General features: G+C 60.9%; 21 protein-coding genes. 12 read left to right on the plus strand and 9 right to left on the minus strand.

What is annotated here, in order from left to right:
- Position 1: 1 nt before the first annotated feature.
- The 3 genes from EDE09_RS23075 to EDE09_RS23085 all read left to right on the plus strand — a co-directional run bounded on the left by EDE09_RS23075 (position 2) and on the right by EDE09_RS23085 (position 3,156).
- On the plus strand, positions 2-1,675 hold the full coding sequence (locus tag EDE09_RS23075) for a nitrite/sulfite reductase (protein WP_112798246.1): 1,674 nt from the start codon (positions 2-4) through the stop codon (positions 1,673-1,675).
- Positions 1,675-2,178 (plus strand): DUF934 domain-containing protein, encoded by a 504-nt coding sequence (locus tag EDE09_RS23080; RefSeq protein WP_105372552.1) that lies wholly within the window; start codon positions 1,675-1,677, stop codon positions 2,176-2,178. Before EDE09_RS23075 ends, EDE09_RS23080 begins: the two co-directional genes overlap by 1 nt.
- Before the next feature lie 141 nt (positions 2,179-2,319).
- Complete coding sequence (locus EDE09_RS23085) at positions 2,320-3,156, plus strand: ferredoxin--NADP reductase (RefSeq protein WP_112798244.1); 837 nt, start codon at positions 2,320-2,322, stop codon at positions 3,154-3,156.
- A gap of 106 nt (positions 3,157-3,262) precedes the next feature.
- On the opposite strand, the gene EDE09_RS23090 is transcribed toward EDE09_RS23085, so the two are convergent.
- Both EDE09_RS23090 and EDE09_RS23095 read right to left on the minus strand, forming a co-directional pair.
- Positions 3,263-3,649, minus strand: coding sequence for a hypothetical protein (locus EDE09_RS23090; protein WP_132413020.1), 387 nt, complete (start codon positions 3,647-3,649; stop codon positions 3,263-3,265).
- A 692-nt stretch (positions 3,650-4,341) separates the two neighbouring features.
- Positions 4,342-4,545 (minus strand): hypothetical protein, encoded by a 204-nt coding sequence (locus EDE09_RS23095; RefSeq protein WP_112798240.1) that lies wholly within the window; start codon positions 4,543-4,545, stop codon positions 4,342-4,344.
- Positions 4,546-4,751: 206 nt separating this feature from the next.
- Here EDE09_RS23095 and EDE09_RS23100 point away from each other — a divergent pair, with 206 nt between their 5' ends.
- Complete coding sequence (locus EDE09_RS23100; RefSeq protein ID WP_132413022.1) at positions 4,752-6,647, plus strand: NACHT domain-containing protein; 1,896 nt, start codon at positions 4,752-4,754, stop codon at positions 6,645-6,647.
- Positions 6,648-6,932: 285 nt separating this feature from the next.
- Positions 6,933-7,244 (plus strand): antibiotic biosynthesis monooxygenase family protein, encoded by a 312-nt coding sequence (locus EDE09_RS23105; protein WP_112798236.1) that lies wholly within the window; start codon positions 6,933-6,935, stop codon positions 7,242-7,244.
- Between the two features lie 178 nt (positions 7,245-7,422).
- On the opposite strand, the gene uvrB is transcribed toward EDE09_RS23105, so the two are convergent.
- The 3 genes from uvrB to EDE09_RS23120 form a co-directional block, all read right to left on the minus strand.
- A complete protein-coding gene (gene uvrB, locus EDE09_RS23110) occupies positions 7,423-10,473 on the minus strand; it encodes an excinuclease ABC subunit UvrB (RefSeq protein ID WP_132413024.1) in 3,051 nt (1,016 codons plus the stop codon).
- 81 nt (positions 10,474-10,554) lie between these two features.
- Positions 10,555-12,549: an EAL domain-containing protein gene (locus tag EDE09_RS23115; RefSeq protein WP_112798234.1), complete on the minus strand. Its 1,995-nt coding sequence runs from the start codon at positions 12,547-12,549 to the stop codon at positions 10,555-10,557.
- Positions 12,550-12,804: 255 nt separating this feature from the next.
- Positions 12,805-13,197 (minus strand): helix-turn-helix domain-containing protein, encoded by a 393-nt coding sequence (locus tag EDE09_RS23120; RefSeq protein WP_132413026.1) that lies wholly within the window; start codon positions 13,195-13,197, stop codon positions 12,805-12,807.
- 81 nt (positions 13,198-13,278) lie between these two features.
- On the opposite strand from EDE09_RS23120, the gene EDE09_RS23125 reads away from it, so the two are divergent.
- Positions 13,279-14,010 (plus strand): SDR family oxidoreductase, encoded by a 732-nt coding sequence (locus EDE09_RS23125; RefSeq protein WP_112798231.1) that lies wholly within the window; start codon positions 13,279-13,281, stop codon positions 14,008-14,010.
- Between the two features lie 133 nt (positions 14,011-14,143).
- Here the strand turns inward: EDE09_RS23125 and EDE09_RS23130 are convergent, their stop codons facing one another.
- Both EDE09_RS23130 and EDE09_RS23135 read right to left on the minus strand, forming a co-directional pair.
- Complete coding sequence (locus tag EDE09_RS23130; protein ID WP_112798229.1) at positions 14,144-14,347, minus strand: hypothetical protein; 204 nt, start codon at positions 14,345-14,347, stop codon at positions 14,144-14,146.
- Positions 14,348-14,399: 52 nt separating this feature from the next.
- On the minus strand, positions 14,400-15,257 hold the full coding sequence (locus EDE09_RS23135; protein ID WP_132413028.1) for a hypothetical protein: 858 nt from the start codon (positions 15,255-15,257) through the stop codon (positions 14,400-14,402).
- A 216-nt stretch (positions 15,258-15,473) separates the two neighbouring features.
- Here EDE09_RS23135 and EDE09_RS23140 point away from each other — a divergent pair, with 216 nt between their 5' ends.
- On the plus strand, positions 15,474-16,940 hold the full coding sequence (locus tag EDE09_RS23140; RefSeq protein WP_112798225.1) for a DUF1800 domain-containing protein: 1,467 nt from the start codon (positions 15,474-15,476) through the stop codon (positions 16,938-16,940).
- Between the two features lie 2 nt (positions 16,941-16,942).
- Entirely contained in the window at positions 16,943-18,121 is a 1,179-nt protein-coding gene (locus EDE09_RS23145; protein ID WP_112798223.1) for a DUF1501 domain-containing protein, read from the plus strand.
- A gap of 6 nt (positions 18,122-18,127) precedes the next feature.
- On the opposite strand, the gene EDE09_RS23150 is transcribed toward EDE09_RS23145, so the two are convergent.
- Together EDE09_RS23150 and EDE09_RS23155 are read right to left on the minus strand one after the other, a co-directional pair.
- Entirely contained in the window at positions 18,128-18,715 is a 588-nt protein-coding gene (locus tag EDE09_RS23150; protein WP_112798221.1) for a hypothetical protein, read from the minus strand.
- A 3-nt stretch (positions 18,716-18,718) separates the two neighbouring features.
- On the minus strand, positions 18,719-19,108 hold the full coding sequence (locus EDE09_RS23155) for an acyl-CoA thioesterase (RefSeq protein ID WP_105372563.1): 390 nt from the start codon (positions 19,106-19,108) through the stop codon (positions 18,719-18,721).
- Between the two features lie 193 nt (positions 19,109-19,301).
- Between EDE09_RS23155 and EDE09_RS23160 the strand changes: the two genes are divergently transcribed.
- The 4 genes from EDE09_RS23160 (at position 19,302) to EDE09_RS23175 (ending at position 24,101) form a co-directional block, all read left to right on the plus strand.
- On the plus strand, positions 19,302-21,137 hold the full coding sequence (locus EDE09_RS23160; protein WP_112798368.1) for a methyl-accepting chemotaxis protein: 1,836 nt from the start codon (positions 19,302-19,304) through the stop codon (positions 21,135-21,137).
- Positions 21,138-21,368: 231 nt separating this feature from the next.
- Positions 21,369-22,793, plus strand: a complete 1,425-nt coding sequence (locus EDE09_RS23165) for an extensin family protein (protein WP_132413030.1) — start codon at positions 21,369-21,371, stop codon at positions 22,791-22,793.
- A 7-nt stretch (positions 22,794-22,800) separates the two neighbouring features.
- On the plus strand, positions 22,801-23,124 hold the full coding sequence (locus EDE09_RS23170; protein WP_112798217.1) for an MmcQ/YjbR family DNA-binding protein: 324 nt from the start codon (positions 22,801-22,803) through the stop codon (positions 23,122-23,124).
- 326 nt (positions 23,125-23,450) lie between these two features.
- Entirely contained in the window at positions 23,451-24,101 is a 651-nt protein-coding gene (locus EDE09_RS23175) for a glutathione S-transferase family protein (RefSeq protein ID WP_112798215.1), read from the plus strand.
- The last annotated feature ends 121 nt before the right edge of the window (positions 24,102-24,222 follow it).

Consider the following 24,222-nt stretch of genomic DNA (forward strand, 5'->3'; position numbering starts at 1 on the left):
CATGTATCGTTACGATGAGTTCGACCATGCATTCGTCACCAGCCGCGTGGAGCAGTTCCGCGATCAGGTGACGCGCCGTCTGGCAGGCGAGTTGGCGGAGGATGCCTTCAAGCCGCTGCGCCTCATGAACGGCGTTTATCTTCAGCTGCACGCCTACATGCTGCGCGTCGCCATCCCCTACGGGACGCTGAATGCGCGCCAGTTGCGCATGCTCGCCCATATCGCCCGCAAATACGACCGCGGTTACGGGCACTTCACCACCCGCCAGAACATCCAGTACAACTGGCCGAAACTGTCGGACACGCCGGATATCCTCGCGGAACTGGCGACCGTCGAGATGCATGCGCTGCAGACCTCGGGCAATTGCATTCGCAACGTCACCGCCGACCATTTCGCCGGCGCTGCCGCCGACGAGGTTGCCGATCCGCGGCCTTACGCGGAAATCCTGCGCCAGTGGTCCTCGGTCCACCCGGAATTTTCCTATCTGCCGCGCAAGTTCAAGATCGCCGTCACCGGCGCCGAGCGAGACCGTGCGGCGATCCAGGTCCACGACATCGGCCTGCATCTCAAAAAGAACGACCAGGGCGAACTCGGTTTCGCCGTTTATGTCGGCGGCGGACAGGGCCGCACGCCGCTGATCGCCAAGAAGATCCGTGACTTCCTGCCGGAAGAGGATCTGCTGTCCTACGTGACTGCCATCGTGCGCGTCTACAACCTGTTCGGCCGCCGCGACAACAAGTACAAGGCGCGCATCAAGATCCTCGTCCACGAGACAGGCGTCGAGGAGATCACCCGCCAGGTCGAGGAAGAGTTTTCGCATCTGCAAGGCACCGAACTCAAGCTGCCGGATGCCGACATCCAGGCGATCGCCGCCTATTTCGCCCCGCCGGCGCTGCCCGACCGGCCGGAAGGCTGGGCGCAGCTCGCCGGCTGGAAGAAGGAGGACGAGGCCTTCGGCCGCTGGGTGAGCCAGAACGTCCAGCCGCACAAACATCCCGACTACGGCATGGTGACGATTTCGCTCAAACCGATCGGCGGCATTCCCGGGGATGCTTCCGACGTGCAGATGGATGTGATCGCCGACCTTGCCGAGGAATACGGCTTCGACGAAATCCGCATCAGCCACGAGCAGAACGTCATCCTGCCGCATGTGGCGCTCGCCGATCTCGAGCCGCTCTACCGCGCGCTGATCGCCCAGAACCTTGCGACCGCCAATGCCGGGCTGATCACCGATATCATCGCCTGTCCCGGGCTGGATTACTGTGCGCTGGCGAATGCCCGCTCGATCCCGGTGGCGCAGGAAATCTCCACCCGCTTCGGTTCGCCGGAACGCCAGGCGGAGATCGGGGAGCTGAAGATCAAGATTTCCGGCTGCATCAATGCCTGCGGTCATCACCATGTCGGCCATATCGGCCTCCTGGGCGTCGAGAAGAAGGGCGCCGAGCTCTACCAGATCACGCTCGGCGGTTCCGGCGACGAGCATACCTCGATCGGTGAGATCATCGGCCGCGGCTTCGAGCCGAACAAGGTGACCGATGCGATCGAGACGATCGTCGACACCTACCTCAACCTTCGCCTCTCGAAGGAGGAGATCTTCCTCGAGGCCTATCGCCGCGTCGGGCCGCAGCCGTTCAAGGATGCACTCTACGGCGACGCCAAGGCGGAGGCTGCGTGATGACCAGGGTTTGGAGAGAAACCGGCTTCGTCGAGAACGACCCCTGGGTGATCGAGACGGAGGAGCTGAAGGCGGGCGAAAACGACAAGGTGCTGCTGCCGCTCGATCAGCTGATCGAGAGGGCCGAAAACAGCAATGACGTCGGCCTCGGCGTGCTGATCAAGCCGGCCGACGACATCCGCAAGCTGGAACCCTATCTCTACCGCCTCGAGATCGTCGCGGTGGAGTTTCCAGCCTTCAACGACGGCCGCGCCTTTTCGCATGCCTCGCTGCTCCGCGACCGGCTCGCCTACAAGAACGAGCTGCGGGCCGTCGGCGACGTCCTGATCGACCAGATCCCGCTGATGCTGCGCTGTGGAGTCGACAGCTTTGCGGTGAAGAACGCGACGGCGCTGAAGCGGCTGGAGGAGGGACGCCTGCCGGGGATTGCGGTGCATTACCAGCCGACGGCCCGACAGGCGGACAAGGCCGGCGGCTACAGCTGGCGCCGCCGCTCCGCCTGACCGGCGCGGGAAAGGTGATCTTCCTGCACATATTTTCTCAAGACACCCGCGACATAGGCGCGCGGGTGCCTTCAAATGCCCGGCCTTATGGTATATTTCGCTCCTGCGAAGACGAGAGTTGAGACGAAGAGACGGATTGGCATGAACGCTCCAGCGAAGAATGACGAATTTGCGGTCCAGAATCCAACCCAGACGGCGGCCAAGGTGCCGGATGGCGTTTATGCCGAGACGGTGCTTGCCGTCGAGCATTACACCGACCGCCTGTTCCGCTTCCGCATGACGCGGCCGGCCGGTTTCCGCTTCCGCTCGGGCGAATTTGCGATGATCGGCCTGATGGTCGGCGAAAAGCCGGTCTACCGCGCCTATTCGATCGCCAGCCCTGCCTGGGACGAGGAGCTGGAATTCTTCTCGATCAAGGTGCCGGACGGCCCGCTCACCTCCCACCTCCAGAAGATCAAGCCGGGCGACACGGTGCTGATGCGCAAGAAGCCGACCGGCACGCTGGTGCTCGACGCGCTGACGCCGGGCAAGCGGCTCTACATGTTCTCGACCGGCACCGGGATTGCCCCCTTCGCGAGCCTGATCCGCGATCCCGAGACCTACGAAAAGTTCGACGAGGTGATCCTCACCCATACCTGCCGCGAGGTGGCCGAGCTGAAATACGGCTTCGACCTCGTGGAGGAGATCCGCAACCACGAATTCCTCTCGGAACTGGTGGGCGACAAGCTGAAGCACTACCCGACCGTCACCCGCGAGGAATTTTCCCACACCGGCCGCATCACCGACCTCATCGAGAACGGCAAGCTCTTCGCCGACCTCGGCGTGCCGCCGCTGAACCCCGAGACCGACCGCGGCATGATCTGCGGCTCGGCCGAGATGCTGAAGGACACTAAGGCGCTGCTCGAAAAGGCGGGGCTCACCGAAGGCGCCAACAGCAAGCCCGCCGAATTCGTCATCGAACGGGCGTTTGTGGGGTGAGGAACGGTCGGGCGAAGCCCGAGCAATCGATCCAGTGAATCGATTGCAGTGACGAACGCCCTGAGCCCTAGCGAAGGGCCGGGGGCGGTTCGTCGTACTCCACCTTTTACCCAGGCGGCAACGTCTTCTCCCGCCTGCGCCTCGCCGCATCCCAGATCTCGGGTCTCCAGCGACTGCGCGACATGCGGGCGATCTCGATCGCCACGTCGTCCAGCAGCCGCTGCTCACCATGACGGGCCTCGAAAAGATGGCTGTCGGAGCCGAGAAAGCTCTGCGCGAAATGCGCCCGATTATAAATTGCATCGAATACCTCGCGCTGCTCGGCGGAGAGATTCTGCAGGCAGCAGGGTTCGTTGTTGGATCGGAAATGCCAGTAGCAGCTGTTCCTGCGGCGGCAGTCGCGCCGGCGGCAGATCGTATGGGGCAGCGCGAGCATTTCGGCCGTGCGGGCGGCGAGCCAGGTATCGATGGTGCGCGGCTTGTCTTTGGACATGGTAATCCCTTGGTGATCCTCGGGTCTCACTTCGTTCGCCCGAGGAGGACGAATGTTTAGTCATTCTCGGGCTTGACCCGAGGAGCGGACGGGGCGCTGGGAGCTGCCTCGTAAGTTAGTTTTTAGGTGACACCTCTCAGCGCCCCGTTCGGCGGTTTTTATCCGCGACTCCGGTCCCTCTGCCGTGGCCTTTCCGGATGGTGTTCGTCTGGTCTTCTGAACCCCGGGCGAAACGACTTATCGCCAACAATCCAGAACGCCGCCGCCGAACTTTCCGCACTTGAGGCGGACGGACTTCAAAAAGTCCGGCGAAACCATCCTTCGGGCCACCATGTGTGCCGCACAGGCACGCCCGGCGCGCTTCTTCGGGCATCAAGAGACGAGGGCCGGTCCGCAGCCGCTCATCTCTCCCCGTGTCGCCGGAGGGAGACCATTTTCCGCGAACCCCAGGTGCAAGGACTTACGTCGTTTCCTTGCATCCGGCGCCGGCCCCGCCTCGCCGGAACGCCTTCCGGTGTATCCGATGCGGGACGGGGAGAGTGTAGGCATGGAGCGAGGGGACGGGGATGGGCGCGGACGAGATTTCGCGCAAGCGGTTGATCACATTGGAGCAGGTGCGCAGGATCGTCCCCGCCCGAGGGGGCGCGGGCAGCGTCCGGAAAGCCGGTCTTCTGCGGGAAACGTGGCACGGTTCAGCGGGCGGGCTTGCCGTTCAGCCGCTGCTGCACGGCATCGACGCCGCCGCGGACATAAAGCGGGACGGGCTTGCCGCCGCTGCCGGCCATGGCGAAAGCGATGATCGAAACGCCGTCCTCGAAGGGCGTGACATAGAGCACCTGCGCCGGATTGACATAGACATCCTGGTTATGGGTGTTCTTGAAGCCGATCATCGCCATGGGTTCTCCCTTCCGTTCGCGCGGGGGAGATATAGCCACCGGCCGGCTGAGGGAGGTTTAACGCGGGGTGGGCTGAGATTCTGTTCTGATGAACACAAGCAGAGAAAAATCAAACTGAGCTGTGCGCAGTTTTATTCAATCACAGTTTTTTATGGACTTAGACCTAACGCCCTGCAATTTTAGAGGGAATTCCTGTGGAGGATTTTATGACCATTGAAGCATTCGCGCTATCCATCGCAGAAAAAGGATTTAGCGGTCTTATTACGAAACTTGCCGTGGATTACCTTTCAAAAAAAGTAAAGCTCCTATCTTCGGATGCGGAGCAAATAAAGACAGATTTAAGCGACCATATGCTTAGTACATTCAATAAATGTATGGAAATTAAAACCATACTTAGCGACAAAAAAACAGAAAAAATGCTATCTCTCTATGTTGATCAGAATTTTGAAGTCGATGATGTTTCCGTAGATCAGTATTCTTTGGTGGAAAAAGTAAAAAAGGGATGTGCTGCTGTTATAACCGGAACCGGTGGTGGCGGAAAATCTATGTTTATGCGCTATTTGTGGCTTTCTTTCTTTGAGGATTCTAGAGGAAAGATACCTTTCTTTTTGGAGTTACGGCAACTAAATTTTTACACTCATAATAATATCTCAGATTTTATATTTCATTCTATTATTAAATCAGGGTCATCTATATCTCAAGCAAGCTTCAATCGAGCTCTGAAAGCTGGCGAGTTTGTATTGTTTCTAGATGGATTTGACGAGATAAATCATGATCAGCGCCCGAAAGTTGAAGAGATGATCCTTCAGCTTAGATCGTCAAATCCTGCTGTTACGATCATTGTGACAAGCCGCCCGGATGAGCGATTTAAGGGCTGGCACCAGTTTGACACCTATTCGGTTAAGCCCTTGAATAGAAATCAGGTGGTTGAATTAATAAGCAAAGCACCATATGACGAAGAGCATATAAATAGATTCCTAAAAAAGCTGGATATTTTGTATGAGACGCACGAGACGTTTCTTACAACTCCTCTGTTGGCCTACATGATGTTGCTGACATTCTCATACAATCAAGACATTCCAAAAAGAATGTTCTTGTTTTACGAGCAGGCATTCGAAGCTCTTTATATGAGGCATGACCTCACAAAAGGTGGGTACAAGCGAAAACTTTATACTGGTATGGAGCGCCAAGAGCTTGTCCGCCTTATTTCCTACTTTTGTTTGATAAGTTACTATGAGCAAAATTTTGAATTCAGCGATGAGGATCTGAATAAAACTATAGATTCTTCGAAATCTATGGAGAATTGCTCTGTTTCTAATGAGGCGTTTATAAATGACTTATTGGAGAGTTTGTGCCTTCTAAAAAGAGAAGGTATAACTTATAGTTTTACACATCGAAGTTTTCAGGAGTATTTTGCGGCAAATTGTATAGCTCGTGTTGCTAGTCGAAGGTTAGAAAAGCTTTTTGCGTCGTTTTCGGGAAGGTATACAGATTCCGTATTACAGATGGTCTACGATATTAATGTCGACCTCTTCAGAGGGGGCTACCTGGTGCCAATGCGGAAAAAATATTCTGCCTTCTTCGACCGGCGGCGCCGGTCGGCGCTTCTTAACGAATTTCTTCGACTCACAAATCTGGAAGTGGATCTCTATCCAAGGGTCCCAGTCGAGGAAGAAAAGAGGAAGCGCAAATCAAAAGTATTTAGCGATTATCACTGGAAAATGAATGGGGATATTTATGATTTCTATCAAAATATGAGAAGGATATCTCATCCAAATTACGATGACAGTTTTTTTCAAGAATTTAGGCGTCTTGATCAGGATTTTCTCGATTTTGTTACTTCATCTCTCGAGGTGAGAGAGATAAATGTTGTAAATGGCAAATTTGTTGACGGTCGAATGACGTTTTTAGGGGTGAATACTGAATACAATCATGAACTTCTGCAGGCTTTTAGCAAAACAGGTATGATGAAATATTTAGAGCTTGAGGTGATGCATTTCTTTGATTTTGTGAACGCTGAAGCAGCGCGCCACGAAAACGTGACCAAGTCGTTCAGTGAGCTGTTATTTCAGGGAGAAACCGGCAGTGATTTCCGACGGTAAAGACTCTCGCCGCCGAAAGTGAATTCGTGGAATACCGCGGCTCTAATCTCGCGAGGATAAATTTAACGAGGTATAATTTGGCGCGAGTGTGCCAATTTCCATCACAGCGTGTGTGGGAGTAGATGTATGGCGATCTACCGCCCGGTCTGGCTGTCTTCCCCTTCGTCTGCCCCTTGCCGACGCCGCCCCCGTCGCCGACGACCGGACGGGCGGTGTCGTTGGGTGCTCGGGCTGATCCCGGATCAAGTCCGAGGACGAGGATGACGAAGGAGAGGTAGCACCGCCATGAAAATCATCGTCGGGTTCTTCACCACCAAGCCCGGAAAGCGGGCGGAATATCTGGAGGCGGCGCGGGAGCATCTGGAGAAGAGCCGGCTCGATCCGGACTGTCTTTACATCGAGCTGGTGCCCATGCCTGACGATCCGGACAGGATATTGCTGGCCGAAGCCTTTACCAGCGAGGAGGCGCATCGGCGTCACGAGGATACCGACCATATGCGGGCGCTCTGGGCCGTCGGTCCGACGCTGCTTTCGCATGTGGTGATCGACAACGTGATCTCGCAGCAAGTGCAGCATATCGATGAAAGCTTCGGGTGAGGGGCGGAAGCGATTTCAGTGTCTCAGCTTTCGTCAGGGGCTGGAAATCGCAGGTGAGGGGATCAAGATCGACCACGAAGGGCTTACCCCTCACCAACAAAATCTACGACTTAGCTGCGCTAAGATCGTGATTTTGTAACCTCTCCCACCAGGGGAGAGGTATAGCGTCGCATATGCCTCACCGTCCCGGCCGGCCGGTCTTGCCTTTGGTGCGGCTCTTGCGCTTCTGCTCGCCGGGATCTTCGTAGGAGCCGGCGCCGACTTTTCCTCTGACGAGCGGTCCTCGGGTCTCCCCTCGGGTTAAACCCGAGGAGCGCTCGCCCGAGGATGACGAGCCGTCGTCACGCTCGGGCTGGCCTTCGAGCAGGGGCGAGAAGCGCTTGCCGGGTTCGGTTTGCGGTTTTTCGGGAGCCTTGCCTTCTTCCGATCCCTGTCGCGCCTCCGCCGCTCCACGCCTCTTGTCGACCGGTTTTTCCGTGCGGCCGACGGTCATTTCGTCCAGCGTGTTTTTCCGGAAGAGCGATGCTTTCGCTGGTTCGGCGATGTCGCGGCCCATGTCGTCGAGGGACGGTTTGGCGAAGAGGGAGGGGCTGCCGCCCATCTCCCCCTCAAGGGGGGAGATCGCCTCTCGGCGGCCTCTTGCTCCGCCTTTGCCACCTTCCTGACTGCGGGCCTCATCCCGGGCGATCGGATCGTCCATGACCGACAGTTCGGCGGCCTTGAGGCGTTTGATCTCGTCGCGCAGGCGCGCGGCCTTTTCGAAGTCGAGGTCGGCGGCGGCGTTGCGCATGTCCTTTTCGAGCGCGTTGAGATGCGCCTGCAGGTTGTTGCCCACGAGGTGGCCGCCATCGGCAAAGCCCTTGCCGGAGACGCCGGAAATGTCGGCGCGCACATGGTCGCGTTCGTAGACGGAATCGAGGATGTCGGAAATTCTCGCCTTCACCGATTCCGGCGTGATGCCGTGTTCCTGGTTATAGGCCATCTGCTTTTCGCGGCGGCGGGCGGTCTCGTCCATCGCCCGCTGCATCGAGCCGGTGACCTTGTCGGCATAGAGGATGACCTTGCCGTCGACGTTTCGCGCGGCGCGGCCGATGGTCTGGATGAGCGAGGTTTCGGAGCGGAGGAACCCTTCCTTGTCGGCGTCGAGAATGGCGACGAAGCCGCATTCGGGGATATCGAGGCCCTCGCGGAGCAGGTTGATACCAACCAGCACGTCGAAGGCGCCGAGGCGCAGATCCCGGATGATCTCGATGCGCTCCAGCGTGTCGATGTCGGAATGCATGTAGCGGACCCGAACGCCCTGTTCGTGCAGGTATTCGGTGAGGTCTTCCGCCATGCGCTTGGTGAGCACGGTGCAGAGCGTGCGATACCCCTTGGCGGCCGTCTCGCGGATCTCGCCGAGCACGTCGTCCACCTGGCTGCGGGCCGGGCGAACCTCGACGGGCGGATCGATGAGGCCGGTCGGGCGGATCACCTGTTCGGCGAAGACGCCGCCGGCCTGTTCCATCTCCCAGGCGCCGGGGGTGGCCGAGACGGCGACGGTCGGCGGGCGCATCGCGTCCCATTCCTCGAAGCGCAGCGGCCGGTTGTCCATGCAGGACGGCAGGCGGAAACCGTATTCGGCAAGCGTCGCCTTGCGGCGGAAGTCGCCGCGATACATGCCGCCGATCTGCGGAATGGTGACATGGCTTTCGTCGATGAAGATCAGCGCATTGTCCGGGATGTATTCGAACAGGGTCGGCGGCGGCTCGCCGGGGCGGCGGCCGGTGAGATAGCGCGAATAGTTCTCGATGCCGGCGCAGGAGCCGGTCGCCTCCATCATCTCGACATCGTAGCGGGTGCGCTGTTCCAGCCGCTGGGCCTCCAGCAGCCGGCCGGCGGCTTCGAGCTCGGCGAGCCGGTGCTTCAGCTCCTCCTTGATCGACTTGATCGCGGCGTTGAGGGTGGGGCGCGGGGTGACGTAGTGCGAATTGGCGTAGATCTTTACCGATTTCAGGTCGCCGGTCTTCTGGCCGGTCAGCGGGTCGAATTCGGTGATCGCGTCGATCTCGTCGCCGAACATCGAGATGCGCCAGGCCGCATCCTCCAGGTGGGCCGGGAAGATTTCGATCGTATCGCCGCGGACGCGGAACGAACCGCGCTGGAAATCCATGTCGCGGCGCTTGTATTGCTGGGCGACGAGGTCGGCCAGGAGCTGGCGCTGGTCGAGCCGGTCGCCGACCGACATCTGGAAGGTCATCGCCGTATAGGTCTCGACCGAGCCGATACCGTAGATGCAGGAGACCGAGGCGACGATGATGCAGTCGTCGCGCTCCAGGATGGCGCGGGTGGCCGCGTGGCGCATCCGGTCGATCTGCTCGTTGATCGACGATTCCTTCTCGATATAGGTGTCGGAGCGGGGGACGTAGGCCTCCGGCTGGTAATAGTCGTAATAGGAGACGAAATATTCCACCGCATTGTCGGGGAAGAAGTTCTTGAACTCCGAATAGAGCTGCGCCGCGAGCGTCTTGTTGGGCGCCAGGATGACGGCGGGGCGCTGGGTTTCCTCGATCACCTTGGCCATGGTGAAGGTCTTGCCCGAGCCGGTGACGCCGAGCAGCACCTGGGACCGCTCGCCCGACGATATGCCCTCGACGAGATCGCGGATGGCGGTCGGCTGGTCGCCGGCGGGCTGGTATTCCGACGCCATGCGGATCGGAATGCCGCCTTCGGACTTTTCCGGCCGGGCAGGGCGGTGCGGCGTCCACATCTTGCCGTCCTTGAACAGCGGATTGCCGCTCTCGATCAGCTTCGACAGCGCCTCAACCGTGGCGGTGACGGCGCCCGGAGCCAAGTTCCTGGCCTCCTCCAGCGACACGTCAAGGCCTGCGACCGGATTGAGGCCGGCTGCGGCGCGGGTCTTCGGATCGGAGGAGGCGCCGATCGACACGCCGCGGGCGGTCTTCGACGCGGTGGTGTTTTTGGCTGTTTTCGGCGCGTCTTTGGCGGCCTGCCGGATGGCTTCCTCGCGGGCCGCGATTTCGATCTTCTTGCGGTGCTTGCCGGCCTTTGAGGCGATCTCGCGCTGCGTTTCGACGGAGGAGGCCTCCGCCTCCGCCTCGAGCTGCTTCACCCAGTCGGAAACGCTGCCGGACAGCGGAGCGCCTTCGAAGGACGAGTGCGGGGCTTCCTCGAAACCTGCGTTGTTTTCACGGGGCGAGGCGGGCGACTTTTTCGGGGATCTGGCCATGCGGCGAATATGGAGAGGAATCGCGCCGAAGAAAAGGGGGCGCGGCCACAAAACGAGTACAAAAGGGAAACGGTGCGGCCTTCAGGCGACGGCGCGGTTGCCGAGCGTGCGTCGTCTTTCGATCCAGCCGGCGATCCGGTCGGCAGGCATCGGCCGGCCGAAGAAATAGCCCTGGGCGCAGGAGCAGCCGAGGCATTTCAGGGCATCCGCCTCCTCCTCGGTTTCGACGCCCTCGATCACCACGTCCATGGACAGCGCCCGGCCGAGCCCGATCATGGCACCGACGATCTCCTGGTTCTGGCGGCTCCGGTGAATGCCGGTGACGAAGCGGCGGTCGAGCTTCAGCCGGTCGACCTTGAGCTGCACCAGATAGGCGAGCGAGGAATGGCCGGCGCCGAAATCGTCGACCGCCAGCTTGTAGCCGGAGCGCTCGATCCGTTTCAGCTGCTCGCCGGCGACCAGGGTGTCGAGAATCGCCTCCTCGGTGATCTCGATCTCGAACAGGGTCGGGTCGATCCGGTGCGCCGTGGTGATGCGGTCCAGCACGTCTGCGACGCTGTAGAGGTCAAATTCGCGCGGCGAGACGTTGATCGCCACCGTGGCTTTCGGCAGGCCAAGCGCCGGCAGGCTGTTCAGCAGCCGGCAGGCCGCCCCGGCAACCGCGGCGGTGAGCTTGTCGCAGAGGTTGGTGGCCTGCGCCGCATGAACGATCTCCGGCGGCGCGATCGGCCCGAGATAGGGGTGGTGCCAGCGCACCAGCGCCTCGAAACCGGTAATCTCCTGGGATGCGAGGTTGACCTGCGGCTGGAACCAGGCGTGGATGTCGCCGCTCGCCAGCGCCTCGCGGAGTTCCTGTTCGATCTGGTGCTGGCGGTCGGCCTGCGAGCGGAAGGTGGGTTCGAATTCACGCCATTGGCGGCGTCCCCCGTCCTTTGCCCGATAGAGGGCCATGTCTGCGCAGATGAACAGATCCTCGGCTGTGTCTGCATGATCGGGAAAGACGGCGAGGCCGATCGAGGTGCCGACGACGGTCGCCTTTCCGTCGAGCATGACAGGCTGACGGCTCCGCTCCAAAATTCGTTCCGCCTGGCCGCGCGCCTGGGCGGCTGCGTCCGCTCCGCCGATGATCATGGCGAATTCGTCGCCGCCGAGCCGCGCGATGATGCTTTTGCCGTCGATCGTCGAACGTAGCCGGTCGCTCACTTCCACAAGCAGCGTATCGCCGGCGCTATGGCCGAGCGTATCGTTGATGGACTTGAAGCGGTCAAGATCGAGAATGAGGAGAGCAAGCTGGGTGCCGTCTTCGGCCGCCGAGGAGATTCCGTTGGAAAGGGCTGCGTTGAAGGCGGCGCGATTGGCAAGGCCGGTGAGGGGGTCGCAATTGGCAAGCACCTCCAGCCGGTAATTGGCGCGCAGGATGTCCGAATTGGCGGAGGAGAGGGAGTCGGCCAGGGCCGTCGCCTTGAGCTTGGCCCGTACGTTATCGACGAAGATGGCCTGGCTCATGCGGCTGCTGCGGATCAGAACCAACGTCAGCGCCACGACGTTGAGGGCAACCAGCCAGCCGCTCGCATCGCCGTGGGCTGCAAGCGACATTACGACGGCGGCGAGGGGAGGCAAAGCGAATGCCAGCGATACAGGACTATATCCCACGCCCATCATGACGGCACCGGTCGCCATGCCGCACATGATGAGATAGAGCCCGCTATCCCCGCCCACGGGATTGAAGTCGGGCACCGAAAGCGGAAGCATGGCCCAGGTGGTGCCGCTAGTCAGCGCCCCCACCGTCAGCACGTCGAGCGCCTGCTGGGGGTCGTGTTCGGCCGTCTGCCAACGTTTGAGGATCGCTCCCAGGAATGCGCGCAGGAAGAGCCCGCCGATGACGGAGGCGAACCACACGGTTGTGGAAAACACCAGACCATGGCCGAGTGTCGAGACGAACAGCGCGGAAGCGGAGATCACGGCATTGGTCGTGAGTGTCGAGCGCAGGCGCTCGAGGATCGTGAAAGCCTGGGCCCGCCGGACGTCCATGTCCAGAGACCGGTCAGCCCCGTCGTTTTTCAGATCCTCTTCCATAAGCTCCGTCGGATAATCGCAGGCAACATCGCAAGATCACCGATCACCTATAAGATTCCTTTAAAGGCGATCCGTAACCCCCAACCCGATAAAACTTATCAGTGTTCCCGCATTTAAAAAGGAATCTCCCGATGCCCGGCATATCGGTGCAATCCCGACCGACGAATTTGGACGTTCCTACGGAATTCGATAGCGGTACCGCCGGCCGGCAGATCGTGGCTGAATCGCGCGCCAGATGAGGTCATAGCAACATCGTCAGCGACGATTTCCCGTGTTGTCATAGCGCAGCGTGGCTGCCTCGACCTTGTCGCCATTGGCGGCTGCCCATGAACATAGTGCTTCAAACGGCTCCCGCAGTGAATGACCCAGTGGAGTAATTGCATACTCCACGCCGATCGGCTGCGTTGGCAGTACGGTTCTCGTCACAAGACCGTTCCGCTCAAGCCTCTTCAAAGCGTCGGCAAGAGCCTTGTGCGTGATCCCGTCGAGACGCCGTTTGATCTCGTTGAAGCGCGAGGGTTTGGGACAGATCACTGTCAGGATCAGGATCGTCCATTTGTCAGCGATCTTGTCGAGCACGGGGCGAACCTGCGCCATGTCGCACAAGGCGCGGTGAGAAAGTGCTTCCAGGTCGGTATACTCGTCCATATCTAGGCTACTTAAGGTGCGTAATTGATACCAGATATCTGACGTATATCATGGCGAGACCATCACTTGAAAGGATTTACGATGGCTCGAATGAGTAACAAGGTTGCCCTCGTCGTCGGGGGCGCGAAGGGTATCGGCTTGGCAATTGCAGAGCGGCTTTCGGCTGAAGGGGCAAAGGTCTTCATAACCAGTCGCAGAAGCGGCGATGCTGAGAAGGCGGCCAAGGGCATCGGCAATGACGCGGTTGGCATTGCCGCCGATGCCAGTGTGCCTGAAGATATGGTGAAGACCGTCGAACAGGTGCGCCAAGCCTGTGGGCGTATCGACGCGCTTGTCCTGAATGCAGGCCTCTCCGAGCCTGCCCAGATTGCCGACATAACGCCTGAACATTTCGACCGCCACTTCGACGTCAACGTCCGCGGAATGGTTTTCGGCTTGCAGGCGGCGCTACCCGTTATGACGGAAGGTGGGTCGGTCGTCCTCGTCGGCTCCATCGCCGGTAGCGCGGGCTACGCGTCATACGGAACCTATTGCGCTACCAAGGCAGCCGTGCGCTCCTATGCCCGAACCTGGACGGGGGAACTCGCACCCAGAGGTATACGCGTCAACGTCGTCGCACCCGGTCCAACCGATACGGAGATGATGGCTTCGGTTCAGGAAGACATGCGTGCGGCCATTGTCGCTCCCATCCCGATGGGGCGAATGGCGCGGCCTTCAGAAGTGGCTGCGGCCGCCTTGTTCCTGTTGAGCGATGACGCGAGTTACATCGCTGGTGCCGAACTCTGCGTCGACGGCGGCTTGCGGCAGGTCTAAGGTTTAGGTCGAAATGCTGTACCCGCTCGGAGCAGGTCGGGTACAGCAAACGCGCTCGATGACGGGCCGAAATTAAGTTGAAGCCGCTCAGCCCGGGCTCTACGCCGGATCGTCCTTCCCGATAGCGAACAGGTTATTTCTTCATCCCCCTGGCCCCGGCTCCCTGGCGAGGTGACCCCGTGGGATTGGATGGGGTCGCAGCTGCGTCCGGACCATAGATGATGGTGTAGGTGCCGTCCGCGGTCTTTTCGATCGAGATGACGGTCAGGCCGTCGATCGAAATGCTGCGGAGGACGTTGGGCAGCTCCCGTTCTGGCACGCCCGTGATCGTTATCATCTGATTCTCCTCCCAGGAATCGGTTGAGGGCGGCATTCGAGATAGCCAAGACTCAGCCCGGTGCTTTCAGCCCGTATTCGCGGACGAACTGGCGGCGCGCCGCGGCAAAACGCGCGTCGTTCAGGAAATCCGTCACCCTGGCTATGTTGTGTCGGGCGACCCAGTTCTTGAGCGTCCGGGGGGCGTCGTCAGGATTGCGGTCGATATAGCTGTTGATGAGGGCGCTCGCGTCATCTGCGGCATAGGGGTAGATGGCCTCGGTCCTGGTGGCCTCGGTGAGGGCCAGAACCTGCGAGGTCTGCTCGTCGATACCGATCAATCCCGCAGTAATCGTACCCGCCGAGGCGTAGTCATTGACATCCATCAGCGCAAGTTCGAGCGGATAGGCCGCAGTATCCAGCTGCAGCTTGTCGATGATCGACGAGCGCACCCGGTTCCGGTTGGCGCGCATCTGCTTCTGCAGGAACTGGATCGTCTTCTCCGAGAGGATGCTCTTGTCATAGGCGGCATGCGCGCCCTTGAGGCCGGTGTCCACGGCAGCCAGCGCGGTCTTGGTGGCCTTTGCTGCAGCGAGGGTTCCCGCACCACTCAGTGACAGGCTGGCAATGGTCGCGGCGAAGGGAACGCCCTGGCCTTCCTGCGTCAGTTCGGAAGAGAAGCGCGCATACTCCACATCGATCGAACCCATGGCGCTGAGGACGATCGAATTGCGAAGCGCCTTTTTGTCGAAATCACCAGCGGAATGATAGGCCGCCAGGCGCGACGGCGCGTAGCCGCCAGCGAAATAAGTTGCGGTGACCCTGTTGTGTTGCGCGAGGTTTGGGCCTCCGGCGATCGATGGAGTGCAGCCAGTAAGCGCAACCGTTGCTGCAGTCATCATCACAACGGCACGACAAGTTCTTCGTATCATTCAAGTTCCCCCGAGAAATACATAAGACCACAGGTATTGCCGATTGAAAACGCACCGCCTGCAACCAAAAGGGGAGTTGGGGGTTGTAGATGTTTGAAGGCGACATGCCGTCCGCAGCATTACAAATTCTCCATGTCGCGAAATGGCCGCAATTTATGAACCTTTCCACCACAATTGTCGGGGACCCTGATCATGGTCCAACGAGGAAATGATCGAATGAATCCTTCTATCCCGACCTTGGCCGCCATCCGCTTCGGTTATGGTCTTCGCCCGGGGGAAGAACTGCCCGCCGACGCCGATGCGCTGCTGGCACAGATCGAGGAAGGCGTGGCGGAAAAGCCGCGTTTCCCCCGCGAGGGGCTGACGGGGCGGATCGAGACCGCTACCCGGGTGCTTTCGGTCAGGGCGGCGGAGGCGAAGGCCGCCAAGGCCGGGAATCCGAATGCGGATCTGCGCAAGGAGACGCAGCGCCAGGCCCAACGCATCTATCGACAGGACGCCATGGGCCGCATTGCCCAGGCCATCCATTCCCCGCTCGGATTTTATGAAAGGCTTGCGACCTTCTGGGTGGATCATTTCTCCACGAGCGTCCTGAAGTCGCTGCCGATGCGCATGATCGTGCCGCTTTACGAGGCGCAGTCGATCCGTCCGAATATCGGCGGTTCCTTCTCAGGGCTACTCCAGGCCGCGATCCTGCATCCGGCAATGCTGATCTATCTCGACCAGAACCAGAGCGTCGGGCCGGATTCGGTCGCCGGCCGCAAGAACAGCCGCGGGCTCAACGAGAATCTGGGGCGCGAGCTGCTCGAACTCCACACGCTCGGCGCCGGCAGTGGCTATACCCAGGACGACGTTCGCGCTGCCGCGCTGATCCTCACCGGCCTTTCGGTCGACAATCGGGCTCTGGAAGTCGTCTATCGTCCGCGGCTGGCTGAAGCCGGCCCTGTTTCGCTTCTCGGCCGTTCCTACGAAGACGATGAAGGCGACGGTCAGGATCATATCCTGATGCTGGAAGACCTCGCTGCCAATCCGAAGACCGCCCTGCACGTCTCCCGCAAGCTTGCCCGCCACTTCATCGCCGACGATCCACCGGAAGAGGTGGTCTCGTCCATGGTGGACGCCTGGACGAAGAGCCAGGGCAACCTGACCGAAGTCTATCGCGCCATGCTGACCCATCCGCGCGCCTGGTCGGATCCCGGGCAGAAGATCAAGCAGCCCTTCGAGTTTCTCGTCTCCGGTTTCCGGGCGTTCGACCTGCCGGAAAAGAATTTTGCCGAACTTCTGCGCGATATGGAGGGCGAGGACGAGGGGCCGGTGGAAAAAGCCATGGAGATGGCGGGGGTGAGGGCGAAGGAGAACGCAAAGCGAAAAGCGGGGCGGGCAAACGCGCTGACGTTCGGCGCGCTGCAGCGCATGGGTCAGCCGGTCTGGCAGCCGCCGAGCCCGGCGGGCTTTGCCGACGAGGCCGGCGTGTGGCTGTCACCGAGCCAGCTGAGCGAGCGGATCACCTGGTCGCGGATGGTCGCCCGGATCCTCGGGCAGAAGATGGAGCCGTCCGAATTTCTCGCCGCCGCGCTGGGAGATGCCGTCCGCCCCGAAACCCAGAGGATCGTCTCGCAGGCGCCGAACAAGGTGCACGGCATCACCATGGTTCTCGCCTCACCCGAATTCAACAGGAGATGAAAATGACCTTGCAGCAGAATTTCCTGTTGTCGCGGCGCGGTTTTCTCGCAGGCGCCTGCTGCGCCGCCGCCGCGCCCATCCTGACCCCGGTTACCCTGGCCGCCACGCCGGGCGACAACCGGTTCGTGACGATCGTCCTGCGAGGTGCAATGGACGGGCTCGATCTCGTGCAGCCCTACGGCGATCCCGCTTTTGCGACACTGAGGCCGAAGCTCGGCCTGACACCCCAGACCGGCCTTCTCGATCTCGACGGTTTCTTCGGCCTCAACCCGGCCGCCTCCGCGCTGATGCCGCTCTGGCAGGCGGGGGAACTGTCTTTCGTTCACGCGGTCTCGACGCCCTATCGGGACCAGCGCAGCCATTTCGACGGGCAGGACATGCTGGAGACCGGCGGCAGCGACAAGGCGGAGCGGACCGGATGGCTGAACCGCGCGCTTTCTGCGATCCCCCGCTCCGACGCCCGCAAGGCGATCGACATCAACACTTCGATGGAGCTCATCCTGAGCGGTCCGAGCGACGTGGACTCCTGGTCGACCCAGAGCAATTTCGCACTTGCCGAAGACGAGATCGCCTTTCTCGATCGCCTCTATGAAGGGGACGAGGCCTTCGCCAGGGCGATGCAGGAGGCAAAGAAGACCGACATGTCGGCGGATGCCCTTTATGGCGACGCCAAGCGCGGGTCAGGGATTGCCGAAATGGCTCGACTTGCCGGCGGCATGCTTCGCGAGGACTACCGGATCGCCAGCTTCTCGATCAACGGCTGGGACACCCATGTCGGCCAGAAGGCGCAATTTAGAAAAGCCGCCGGCGATCTCTCGACCGCGATAACCACGCTGAAAGCCTCTTTGGGCGACGAGGCATGGGGAAAGACGGTCGTGCTGGCGATCACCGAATTCGGCCGCACGGTGCGCGAAAACGGCACCAACGGCACCGATCACGGCACCGGCGGGCTTGCGGTGCTGGCCGGCGGCGCCATCTCGGGCGGTAAGGTTCTTGGCCAATGGCCGGGCCTTGGCGACGATCATCTGCTCGACCGGCGCGACCTGATGCCGACCGGCGACGTGCGGGAGATAGCCGCCGCCATGCTCTACAGGCAGTTCGGCATCGATCCGGACAATCTGACCGGCAAGGTCTTTCCCGGCCTCGCCTTCGACCGGTCCTCGATCTATCTCAAAGGGTGATCTCCCTCAGGTGAGGAGATCGTAGACCCGGAAGATCCAGTAGAGCTGGTAGGCGAGCGCGAACGCCACGAAGGCCGCGTGGAAACGGCGGTTCGCGGTGGCGATCGCGATCGCACTCAACGCCACATAGAGCGCGGTGCGTGCCGGATATTCGAAGCCGAGCGACAGGAAATAGTCGCGGCCCTTGATCAGGGTGTCGACGATATCGGTGATCAGCAACCCGGCGAGGAAACCGAAGAACCATTTCCGCCGCGAAAGAAAATAGTCTTCGTAGCTGTCATAGTCCTGCATGGAGGTGGGGAAGAGTAGCGCACAGAGGAAGAAGAAGAGCGCACAGAAGCCGATCAGGAACAGATAGGCCGCGAAGCCGATCACGGGCAGGGCGTGCAGCCGGTGTTCCCACCACCAGAAATGGACCAGAAAGAGGAACATGAACGCCACCCATCCGAGATGGATGAGGTAGACGCGGGCGGCTTTCGGATGTTGCACGATGCCGGCGAGACCGTTCAGCAGCCGTGCCAGGCCAAGGCTGACCACCATGCCCATCACCACGCGGATATGCGTGAAGGTTTCGGCAGTGGTCGCGGCATCCATGGCTTATTCCTCCTCAGGAACCGGCGTCGGTTTGCCGTCTTCGTCGAGCGCCACCATGATGAAGGTGCCGGCCGTCACCTTTTCCAGGAATCGATAGCGCGCCCTGTGCGCCCATGCCTCGACATTCAGCGTAATCGATGTGCGGCCGACGCGGGTGATCTCGGTATAGACGTTGAGCGTGTCGCCGATCTTCACCGGCAGCTGGAACGCCATCTCCTTCACCGCCGCAGTCACGACCCTGCCGCGGGCGCGCTCGGCCGCGCGGATGCCGCTCGCCAAGTCCATCTGCGCCATGACCCAGCCGCCGAAGATATCCCCCGCCGCATTGGCGTCCGCAGGCATGGCGAGAGTGCGGAGCGTCAGCTCCCCGGTGGGCCTGGCATTGTCGGTCATGATTGTTGTTCCCTTTCTTGTCCGTTCTGATTCCTCCATGCAGAGATTAGGGCGGATGCGGCCGGAAGCCTATCCGGTTCAGCAGGCAATTATCGGCTCCTCAATTCGCGCCCTCGGCAAGGTTTCCCGTCCTTCACCCCCTAGTAACCAGTGGTCATTAGAATTTGACGAACTTCAAATGGAGGGGGACCTCATGCAACGTCTTACAATTTCCTGGCGGCTTTACTGTCTTGTGCTGTTGTCGCTTGTCATCCTCGGGGGGGCGATGACATTCAGCCTGTTCCAGAGCTATGCCTCGTCGGAGCGGGAGCGCAAGGCGGGCCTTGCGCAGATGAACGATGCCGCGCTCACGGTGCTGAAGAAATATCAGGGGCTGGAAGCCGCCGGCACGATGACACGCGAGCAGGCCCAGACCGAAGCCAAGGCCATCATCGCCGGCATGCGTTACGGCGAAGGGACCGGCTATTTCTGGATCAACGACATGACGCCGCGCATGGTGATGCATCCGATCAAGCCGGAAATGAACGGCAAGGATCTTACCGGCGACAAAGACCCGAACGGCAAGTTCCTGTTTGTCGAGTTCGCCAACACGGTGAAGGCCCAGGGCAAGGGTTTCGTGGACTACTATTGGCCGAAGCCGGGCTTTGAGCAGCCGCAGGAGAAATATTCGCACGTGGCCGGCTTCGCGCCCTGGGGCTGGATCATCGGTACCGGCGTTTATGTGGACGATCTGCACGCCATGTTCCGCCGTGACGCGATCAATTTCGGCGCGATCTTCGCCGTCGGCGCATTGGTCCTGATCGGCGGCGCAGCTTTCGTGGTCAGAAGCGTCACCAGGCCGATCGGCCAGGTCAAGCAGGTGCTGCAGTCGATCGCGGCCGGCGAGGTGGGCGTCTCCGTTCCCTGTACCGAACAGAAGAACGAAATCGGCGACATCGCTCGCGCCGTCGTGGTTCTCAGAAACTCGGTCGAGGAGCGCAGCCAGCTGCAGGCTCGCGAAGCAGACCAGAGCCGTGCGCTTGCCGAGGAGCGGTCCGGCAGGGAGCGTGTGCTTTCGGCTTCGGCCGAGCGTCAGGCGCGTGCCATGGGCGAACTCGGCCGTGCCCTGGAAAGCCTAGCCGGCGGCGATCTTTCCGTATCGCTCGGCGATATCGGCGAAGACTACGCAAAGCTTCGCGACGACTTCAACGCCGCCGTGGGCTCGCTGCACCGTGCGATCGGCGCGATCACCGAGACGAGCCTCGTGGTGCGCGACAGTGCGGCCGATATCTCGAGCGCCACCGGCAATCTCTCCAAGCGCACCGAACAGCAGGCAGCGGCCCTTGAGGAAACCGCCGCCGCGCTCGACGAGATCACCGCAACGGTGCGTACCGCATCGGAACGTGCGCACGAGGCGCGCGAGATGGTGAGCGAGACGAAGGAAAGCGCCGGCCGTTCGGGCCAGATCGTCCGCAACGCGATCGACGCCATGGGCCGTATCGAGGAATCCTCGAACCGTATCAACCAGATCATCTCTGTCATCGACGAGATTGCCTTCCAGACCAACCTGCTGGCGCTGAACGCCGGCGTTGAGGCGGCGCGTGCGGGGGAAGCGGGCAGGGGCTTTGCAGTCGTTGCCCAGGAAGTGCGCGAGCTTGCGCAACGCTCCGCAAATGCGGCGAAGGAGATCAAGACGCTGATCAGCAATTCGGCACGCGAGGTCGAAGGCGGTGTTTCGCTGGTGCGCTCGACCGGCGACGCGCTGGTCGAGATCGCCACGCTTGTCGAGCGCGTCAACGCGCATGTCGACACGATCGCCACCGCCGCCCGCGAACAGGCGACCGGGCTGCAGGAGATCAATTCCTCCGTCAACCATATGGACCAGATGACCCAGCAGAATGCGGCCATGGTGGAAGAGACCACGGCGGCGAGCCAGACGCTTGCGGACCAGAGCCTTCACCTGCAGGATCTGCTCGCGGCCTTCACGCTGGACAACAATGCCGGTCGGGGCGCTGCCTACGGCTCGACCACCCGTTATCGCGCTGCCTGACAGCCGCGCCATCATCAACCGAGCCGCCGGATGAAAGTCCGGCGGCTTTTTGACGCCGATCAAACGGTGAGCGCCGCCTGCCGACAGGAAGGTCATCATTCAGACGGTGGCCGAGAACCGCTCCGACCGTTAAAAGCCTTGAAAAGGCCTTGATCTCTCAAGCCTTCGTTTACCGACACTGCCTAAACTCGTCATGTGTGTCATTTCGGCACCGGAAGAGTGGCAACTGGTATGGCGTATGCTTCCCTTTCCCGGCGGGTCGTAACCTCGCTGATGATGTCGTCGATGCTGGTCGCCTGTTCCTCCGGGGATCTAGTGCCGCCGGCATCGATCGACAGCGCTACCAGCGTCGGCGCGATCCAGCCGACGCGATCCCTTCCGCCCGAGCCGATGTCGCAGCAGGCCTACCAGATGAGCCGGGCGCCGGTTTCGCAGGTCAGTTCCGTCGATTACGGATATTCGTCGCGCGGTGCATCCGGGCCGGGGGATGCTTATACCGGCGACAGCGGCAATTATCTGCGGGTGCCTGACCAGGTGCAGTCGGCGCCTCTCAATCCGGCATGGTCAGGCTCTCATAGCGGCTCTCCGCCGCGGCAGGGCCGTTTGCCGATGATCGACAGCGATGAGGCATTGCAGCAGGCATCCGCCGCGCAAAACACCTATCCGTCCGGCGGGTCGAACGTCATTCCGGAAGAAGGCGTCAACATGGACGCCGAACTGGGTTTTGGACCGGACGAAAGCGATATCACCGGCCTTGCCGAAGAACAGGATACCGACATCGCCGAAGGCGTCGGCGATCAGCCCGTGGTCGACGGGATCGGCACTGACGAGCCGGTGGCGTTGCAGCCGCGCCGCCAGCCGATCTCCCAGCCGATGTCGGATGATCGTGTCGTCGTTCCGCCGAAGCGCCAGGGGGCCGGACTGCAGAGAGATGGCGCAAACGGCGGCATGGTCTGGGGCGACGGATCCCGCATCGTTCCGCCAAGCCGCGCGCCCGCCGCCGATACCCAGGAAGTGGCGATGCTGCGCCCCAACAACCCGATGAACGACAGCGGGCCGATGAGCCAGCGCGATCAGCCGTGGCTCAGAGGCGCCATGCCGCAGTCGGAAGTCAGCTGCCGGACGGAGCTGCGCCGCCTTGGCGTGGAATTCAACGACCTGCCGCGCATTTCCAACGGCCCGAGCTGCGGCATCAACTACCCTGTCAAGCTTGCCGGACTGTCCGGCAATATCGACGTAAAACCCGCCGTTACCCTGAACTGCCAGACGACGCTTGCCTTTGCGAAATGGGTGAAGAACGAGCTCGCCGTTTCGGCTCGCACTCGTTACCTGACGGGTGTGCGCAAAATCGTGCCCATGGGAGGTTATTCCTGCCGTCGTATGAACAACAGCCGCCAGCGCTACAACCCGATGTCGGAACATGCGCGCGGCAATGCCATCGACATTGGCCAGATCGTGCTGAAGAACGGCCACGAAATCGATGTGCGGAAGAAGGGGCTTTTCTCCTTCCGCGAAGGCGGGTTGCTGAAATCGGTACGTAGCGACAGCTGCAAATATTTCAGCACGGTTCTCGGTCCCGGCAGCAATGCCGAACACTGGAACCATTTCCACTTCGATCTCCGCTCGCGCAAGAGCGGCCGGCGCTTCTGCAGCTGATACTGCCATGGCAGACGCCGAGATGCTCCGCCGCCTTGCCCTTTCTCTCGATGGAACCGTCGAGGCGCCACATTTCGACAGGGCGGCCTTCAAGGTGGCACGCATCTACGTGACGCTCGCCGGAGACGGCCTGACGGCGAATTTCAAGTTCAAACCTGACGAACAAAGCCTGAAATGCACGGTCCTGCCAACCGCCTTTTCTCCCGTCGGCAACGCCTGGGGGCGGCAGGGCTGGACGACGGCCATTCTTTCCGAACTGAACGAGGCCGATCTTCTCAATGCGCTGGAGACGGCCTGGAAACATGCGCTGCCGGTAAAGCGCAGGTCTTAGGGCCGCCAATCGGGATAGGCTTTCGCCTTCGGAAGGACGGGGGCTCGCGCTGGTCCGCCGAGACGCGAGTCCCCACCATACGCAAGACCAGCCGGCTTCATCGAAAAGAGATCGGAATCTCGCCCGAGTCGGAACCAGTCTCTTCCTGCCGCGACAGGAGGTCATCAGGGGGATTGCAAGTCAACTCAATCAAATGGTTTAGGGTCGCGGCATCCATGAGGCGAAGTTCTCCGTGCGAGAGTGGACGCGGAGATTATCTCGGCCATTCGTGTCGGAACCCCGTTTGGCCGGTCGTCTTCAAGGGAGACAGGCTAGGGAGAGCACAAATGACGATTACCATTACCGCCTTTGAGCGGTCGCCCGATCGAGGCAAGGGGCTGGCGCGTGACATGCGCGTCCGCTGGGCGCTGGAAGAAGTGGGCCAGCCCTACGACGTTCGTCTTCTTTCGTTCAAGGCGATGAAGGAGCCGGCGCATCTCGCGCTTCATCCTTTCGGACAGATACCGACCTATGAGGAAGGTGATCTCGCCCTGTTCGAGTCGGGGGCGATCGTCTTCCATATCGCCGAGCGCCATGCGGGCCTGCTGCCGGACGATGCCAATGCGCGGGCGCGCGCCATCACATGGATGTTTGCAGCGCTCAACACTGTAGAGCCGCCGATCTTCGAACGCGCTCTCGCGACAATCCTCGAGCGCGACCAGCCTTGGTACGAGCAGCGCCTGCGCGTCCTCGGGGAAAGCATCCGCGACCGGCTCGACGGACTTTCCGGCCGCCTTGGCGATGCCGAGTGGCTCGATGGCGCCTTCAGCGCCGGCGACCTGCTGATGGTATCAGTGCTGCTCAGGCTGAAGGGATCGGATATACTGCAGGAATATCCAAACCTCTCCGCCTATGTGGCGCGCGGTGAAGCGCGGCCCGCCTACAGGCGTGCTTTCGACGCTCAGCTGGCGGTTTTCACCGGCGCATCCTCCGGCTGACGAGGATCCGTTCCAGGCAAAAAAAGAAGCAACGGTGTTAGGTGTCAATCGCGTTAGCGTGGTGTTCCCGCATTCTTGCGTTGAGGATGATGATCATCTTTCGCATGACGGCGACGAGCGC

The organism is Neorhizobium sp. S3-V5DH (genome assembly GCF_004343065.1).
Taxonomy (GTDB): Bacteria; Pseudomonadota; Alphaproteobacteria; order Rhizobiales; family Rhizobiaceae; genus Neorhizobium; species Neorhizobium huautlense.

Bases quoted from the DNA above. Each gene is read 5' to 3' on its own strand.
- EDE09_RS23080 (WP_105372552.1), top strand. From the start codon at position 1,675: ATGACCAGGGTTTGGAGAGAAACCGGCTTCGTCGAGAACGACCCCTGG.
- EDE09_RS23170 (WP_112798217.1), top strand. From the start codon at position 22,801: ATGGCAGACGCCGAGATGCTCCGCCGCCTTGCCCTTTCTCTCGATGGA.
- EDE09_RS23085 (WP_112798244.1), top strand. From the start codon at position 2,320: ATGAACGCTCCAGCGAAGAATGACGAATTTGCGGTCCAGAATCCAACC.
- EDE09_RS23155 (WP_105372563.1), bottom strand. From the start codon at position 19,108: ATGACCGACAATGCCAGGCCCACCGGGGAGCTGACGCTCCGCACTCTC.
- EDE09_RS23160 (WP_112798368.1), top strand. From the start codon at position 19,302: ATGCAACGTCTTACAATTTCCTGGCGGCTTTACTGTCTTGTGCTGTTG.
- EDE09_RS23175 (WP_112798215.1), top strand. From the start codon at position 23,451: ATGACGATTACCATTACCGCCTTTGAGCGGTCGCCCGATCGAGGCAAG.
- EDE09_RS23100 (WP_132413022.1), top strand. From the start codon at position 4,752: ATGACCATTGAAGCATTCGCGCTATCCATCGCAGAAAAAGGATTTAGC.
- EDE09_RS23145 (WP_112798223.1), top strand. From the start codon at position 16,943: ATGACCTTGCAGCAGAATTTCCTGTTGTCGCGGCGCGGTTTTCTCGCA.
- EDE09_RS23135 (WP_132413028.1), bottom strand. From the start codon at position 15,257: ATGATACGAAGAACTTGTCGTGCCGTTGTGATGATGACTGCAGCAACG.
- uvrB (WP_132413024.1), bottom strand. From the start codon at position 10,473: ATGGCCAGATCCCCGAAAAAGTCGCCCGCCTCGCCCCGTGAAAACAAC.
- EDE09_RS23105 (WP_112798236.1), top strand. From the start codon at position 6,933: ATGAAAATCATCGTCGGGTTCTTCACCACCAAGCCCGGAAAGCGGGCG.
- EDE09_RS23140 (WP_112798225.1), top strand. From the start codon at position 15,474: ATGAATCCTTCTATCCCGACCTTGGCCGCCATCCGCTTCGGTTATGGT.
- EDE09_RS23090 (WP_132413020.1), bottom strand. From the start codon at position 3,649: ATGTCCAAAGACAAGCCGCGCACCATCGATACCTGGCTCGCCGCCCGC.
- EDE09_RS23120 (WP_132413026.1), bottom strand. From the start codon at position 13,197: ATGGACGAGTATACCGACCTGGAAGCACTTTCTCACCGCGCCTTGTGC.
- EDE09_RS23150 (WP_112798221.1), bottom strand. From the start codon at position 18,715: ATGGATGCCGCGACCACTGCCGAAACCTTCACGCATATCCGCGTGGTG.
- EDE09_RS23095 (WP_112798240.1), bottom strand. From the start codon at position 4,545: ATGGCGATGATCGGCTTCAAGAACACCCATAACCAGGATGTCTATGTC.
- EDE09_RS23115 (WP_112798234.1), bottom strand. From the start codon at position 12,549: ATGGAAGAGGATCTGAAAAACGACGGGGCTGACCGGTCTCTGGACATG.
- EDE09_RS23075 (WP_112798246.1), top strand. From the start codon at position 2: ATGTATCGTTACGATGAGTTCGACCATGCATTCGTCACCAGCCGCGTG.
- EDE09_RS23165 (WP_132413030.1), top strand. From the start codon at position 21,369: ATGGCGTATGCTTCCCTTTCCCGGCGGGTCGTAACCTCGCTGATGATG.
- EDE09_RS23125 (WP_112798231.1), top strand. From the start codon at position 13,279: ATGGCTCGAATGAGTAACAAGGTTGCCCTCGTCGTCGGGGGCGCGAAG.
- EDE09_RS23130 (WP_112798229.1), bottom strand. From the start codon at position 14,347: ATGATAACGATCACGGGCGTGCCAGAACGGGAGCTGCCCAACGTCCTC.